The sequence below is a fragment of the Mycobacterium sp. genome (assembly GCF_035603715.1).
Classification (GTDB): Bacteria; Actinomycetota; Actinomycetes; order Mycobacteriales; family Mycobacteriaceae; genus Mycobacterium.
The window spans coordinates 1-4,102 of the sequence record NZ_DATNJW010000213.1 but is presented as its reverse complement, the minus strand read 5'-3'; the positions used below and the strand labels follow the sequence as shown (position 1 = coordinate 4,102).

The 4,102-nt window shown below is 65.4% G+C and carries 5 protein-coding genes and 1 pseudogene; 4 read left to right on the top strand and 2 right to left on the bottom strand.

Features of this window, described 5'->3' with window-relative positions; translation table 11 throughout:
- The coding region (locus VN856_RS09015; protein ID WP_325688145.1) for an FAD-binding oxidoreductase at positions 1 to 623 on the bottom strand (623 nt) is incomplete at its 3' end.
- Positions 624 to 692: 69 nt separating this feature from the next.
- Between VN856_RS09015 and VN856_RS09010 the strand changes: the two genes are divergently transcribed.
- Positions 693 to 1,367: a TetR family transcriptional regulator gene (locus VN856_RS09010; protein ID WP_325688143.1), complete on the top strand. Its 675-nt coding sequence runs from the start codon at positions 693 to 695 to the stop codon at positions 1,365 to 1,367.
- Here VN856_RS09010 and VN856_RS09005 read toward each other — a convergent pair.
- Positions 1,364 to 1,798: a MarR family winged helix-turn-helix transcriptional regulator gene (locus tag VN856_RS09005; protein WP_325688141.1), complete on the bottom strand. Its 435-nt coding sequence runs from the start codon at positions 1,796 to 1,798 to the stop codon at positions 1,364 to 1,366. The genes VN856_RS09010 and VN856_RS09005 overlap by 4 nt on opposite strands.
- Before the next feature lie 58 nt (positions 1,799 to 1,856).
- Between VN856_RS09005 and VN856_RS09000 the strand changes: the two genes are divergently transcribed.
- From VN856_RS09000 to VN856_RS08990, 3 genes and pseudogenes are all read left to right on the top strand, one after another.
- Positions 1,857 to 2,180, top strand: a complete 324-nt coding sequence (locus VN856_RS09000; protein ID WP_325688139.1) for an antibiotic biosynthesis monooxygenase family protein — start codon at positions 1,857 to 1,859, stop codon at positions 2,178 to 2,180.
- 116 nt (positions 2,181 to 2,296) lie between these two features.
- A complete protein-coding gene (locus VN856_RS08995; RefSeq protein WP_325688137.1) occupies positions 2,297 to 3,547 on the top strand; it encodes an HNH endonuclease signature motif containing protein in 1,251 nt (416 codons plus the stop codon).
- Positions 3,548 to 3,727: 180 nt separating this feature from the next.
- A pseudogene (locus VN856_RS08990) lies at positions 3,728 to 4,102 on the top strand (hypothetical protein); the annotation flags it as partial.

Below are 4,102 nucleotides of genomic sequence, written 5' to 3'. Positions count from 1 at the left end.
CCGTGCAGCACTCGCACACCCGGCATCGCGGCAAGCTCGTCGCGGTAGCACGCCTCGACGCTGTTGCGTGAGTAGTGCACGAAGGCGACCTCGCCCGAATGGCCCTCGTCGACGAGCGTGCGCAGCATCGCCATGACGGGTGTGATCCCGCTGCCACCGGAGACGAACAGAATGCGGCGGGGCCGCTGCTCCGGCAGGACGAAGTCGCCGCCGACACCACTGAGGCCGACCACCATCCCGCGCCGCGCACGCTCGTACAGATAGGTCGAGACCAGTCCGCCGTCGTGATGTCCGATGGTCAGCTCGATCTGCGAGGCGCCCTCGGCGTTGGCCGGTGAATAGCACCGGGTGTGCCGGCGTCCGTCGATCTCGACGCTGAGGTTGACGTATTGCCCGGCCTTGATGGTGTCGGTGAACGCCTCGTTGGGCGCCAGCACCAGGGTGACGCTGCGCGGGGTGTCCCGTCGCACGTCGACGACCTTCGCGCGGCCTTCGGCCAGTGTCCAGGCCGGATCAACCTGTTCGGTGTACCGGTCGACGCCGTGGGGACCGGTGAGCAGGTTGACCAGGTTTGATCCCAGCACCCGCTTCGCTAAAGTTGGTGTGGAGTTCTGAGTGAACATATGTATACCGTGCGCGCACATGGCCCTGCTCGTCAAGGGTTTTCCCAGGTCTGTGGTACGGTTCACACGGTGAACAGTCGTGCGCCTAGCTCACGGCCGCACCGGTCGAGCCGCAGTCGTAGCCGCGAGGGGCCGTCCCGCGAAGAACGCAAAGAGGCGACCCGCCGGGCCATCGTGGCCGCGGCGCTCAAACTGCTGGATGAGCGCAGTTTCAGCGGATTGAGCCTGCGAGAGGTCACCCGGGAGGCCGGGATCGTCCCGGGAGCGTTCTATCGCCACTTCGAATCGATGGATGCTCTCGGGCTGGTCCTGATCGATGAGTCGTTTCGGACCTTGCGCGACATGCTGCGCGGCGCGCGGGCCGGCAAGCTCGACCCCAACAGGGTGATCGAATCGTCGGTCGAGATCGTGGTTGCCAGCGTCACCGAACGTCGCGAGCACTGGCGTTTCATCGGACGCGAACGCTCCAGCGGCGTCACCGTTCTGCGGTATGCCATCCGCACCGAATTCCGGCTGTTGACGTCGGAATTGGCCACCGACCTCGCCCGGTTCCCGGGTCTGAACGCGTGGAGCACCGACGACCTCAATGTGCTGGCGAGTCTGTTCGTCAACTCGATGATCGTCATCGCCGAGGCGCTCGAAGACGTCCAGGGCGCCGATGCGATCGAGCAGATCCGCATCACCGCGGTCAAGCAGCTGCGGATGATCGTCATCGGTGTCACCGGCTGGCGCAGTAGCCCCTAAGCATCTTCGACGTTCTCCGCGCAGCGCAGCAAAGCTTCGGCAACGGTTCGCCGATCGCGCGTCGAAATACCCTGCAGCATCACCGCTTCGACGGCGAACACCGCGTCGTGGGCGGCGCCGAGCCGCTGCGAACCCAGGCGCGTCAACTCCAGGGATCGAGCCCGCCCACGCGGCGGCGCGTTGGCCGTCTCGACGAGTCCCGCCGCACGCAACCCGCTCAGCACGTCTTGCAACGACTGCCGAGTCACGAAGCACATCCGCGCCAGTTCGGCGGCCGAGGCCTCGGGGTGTTCATGCAGCGCCCGCAACGTCGAGTACTGGGCCATCGACAGACCGGTCGGTTTCAGCGCCAAGTCGCATCGGCGCCGTAGTCCTTGCTGTACCCGTTTCACCAGATACCCGATCGAACGCTCCGCCTCAGACGTCTGCATGACAGGAACCTTACACCTGTGCTATGGTTAAGTCAGGAACCTGACAAGGGAGGACATCATGTCGACCATCACCGCACACGCCGACCTCGCGACATTGATCAACGTATTCACCGTGCAACCCGAGCGGGCTCGAGAACTCGCCGACCTGTTGACCGCGGCCACCGAAGAAGTGATGCAGCACATCGACGGCTTCATCTCGGCGAATATCCACCTCAGTACCGACGGCACCCGCGTGGTCAACTACGCCCAATGGCGCAACGCGGAGGCGATGCAGGCGATGCGGAGCAATCCCGCGGCCCAGGAACACATGACGCGGTGCGCGGACTTGGCAGACGGATTCGAACCGCACCTGTACACCGTTGAGTCGGTGCACCAGGCCTAGGCTCCTTCACCGACGACGCACCGGGCTCCGTCGCCGCGCAGCAGGATGGGTACTGCGCCATCGGCACCGCGGTCAGTGTGCCGAAAGTTGTCGTACCCCAGTGCGATGCTCATGTCATGTCCTCGACCGCGACCTCCGCTAGCGCGGAAGCGCGCCCGGGCACACGCCTTGAGGTGCTCTTCGAGGAGCTTTCCGAGTTGACGGGACAGCGCAACGCGATCGACGGACGCATCGTCGATATCGTTGCCGAGATCGATCGCGACGAACTGTGGGGCGCTACCGGTGCACGGTCTGTCGCCGCACTGGTGGCCTGGAAGACCGGTTCCTCATCGAGCAACGCCCACGCAATCGCGATGGTGGCTCACCGACTCGAGTCGTTTCCCCGCTGTGCGCAGGGGATGCGGGAGGGCCGCTTCTCGCTGGACCAGGTTGGTGTGATCGCGCAGCGCGCGGGCGAGGGATCCGACGAGCACTATGCGGAGTTGGCCGGTGTTGCCACGGTCAGCCAGTTGCGCACCGCAATTGGATTGGAACCGCGGCCTGAACCCACTTCCAGGCCCGAACCTCGGCCAACTGTTACCAAGAGCACCAACGCGGAGTTCGACTTCTGGCGAATCGCACTCCCGCATACGGAATCGGCGACGTTTGAGGCTGCGCTGCAGTCGCATCGCGATGCGCTGATCGCCGAGTGGACACGCGACCGCGAAAAGAGCGCCGGCAAGCCTGATCAACAACCTCCGATGCCGACGTATGCAGCTGCGTTCATGCGCCTGGTAGAGACCGGATGGGATTCCGAGGTGCAGCGTCGGCCCCACGGCCAGCGCACCACATTGGTGGTGCACGTAGATGTCGAGCAGCGGATTGGAGCCCTCCATCTGGGCCCGTTGCTCTCGGAATCCGAGCGGCGGTACCTGACATGCGACGCCACCTGTGAAGTGTGGTTCGAACGCAAGGGTGAAGCAATCGGTTGCGGTCGATCGACCCGCACGGTCAATCGTCAACTCCGCCGCGCGCTCGAGCGCAGGCACGCCACGTGCGCTGTTCCCGGCTGCCCAGCCAGCCACGGTCTGCACGCCCATCACATCCAACACTGGGAAGACGGCGGCACGACGGAGCTGAACAACCTGGTGCTGCTGTGTCCGTATCACCACCGCCTGCATCATCGCGGCATCATTACTATCTCCGGCGCAGCCACCCACCTCGTCGTGAGCGACAGCGACGGCACCGAACTTCGCCCGGGATCGCTGGCCCGTCCGCCCAGCAATCCGCCGCCCGCCGTCGCGCCCTACCCAGGACCCACCGGTGAGCGCGCCGACTGGTGGTGGTACGAGCCGTTCCAACCGCAAGCGCCACCAACGACCAACTAGGTAGGCCACTTAGGTCGCTGTGGCCGAGACATCAAGGCAGTCGACGATGTCCCTCAGCCGGGCCAACAGGAAATCGCTCGGGCCCATCCGAAGTGCTGCCGCCTGGCTGGAGTGGGTCCGCCGTCCAGCCCTTCCAAGGCACAGTCACTGACATGGGCGTATTCCGGTCATGATGGTGAGATGGCCACCAAAATGCGAGACCTGCTCGGCGGCGCACTGCCGTCGCTGCGCTACGAGCCCACCGAGAAACACCTCCGGATCGACCTGGACGGCGAGCCGGTAGCCGACACGATCGACGGACTGCTGGTCTGGGAGCCGCGGCGGGTGGTCCCGACCTACGCGGTGCCGCAAGCCGACGTCGCGGCCCGGCTCGAATCGGCGGGCCGGGTCGACGACCTTGCCGAGCTGCCCGTGCTGGTCCCGACGAATCCCTTTGCCGCGCACAGCTGTACCGGCGAGATGTTCGACGTCGTTGTCGGCGGGCGGCGATGCCCCTTGGCGGCATTCCGGCCTGACGATCCAGACCTGACCGGGTACCTCACCTTCGACTTCAGC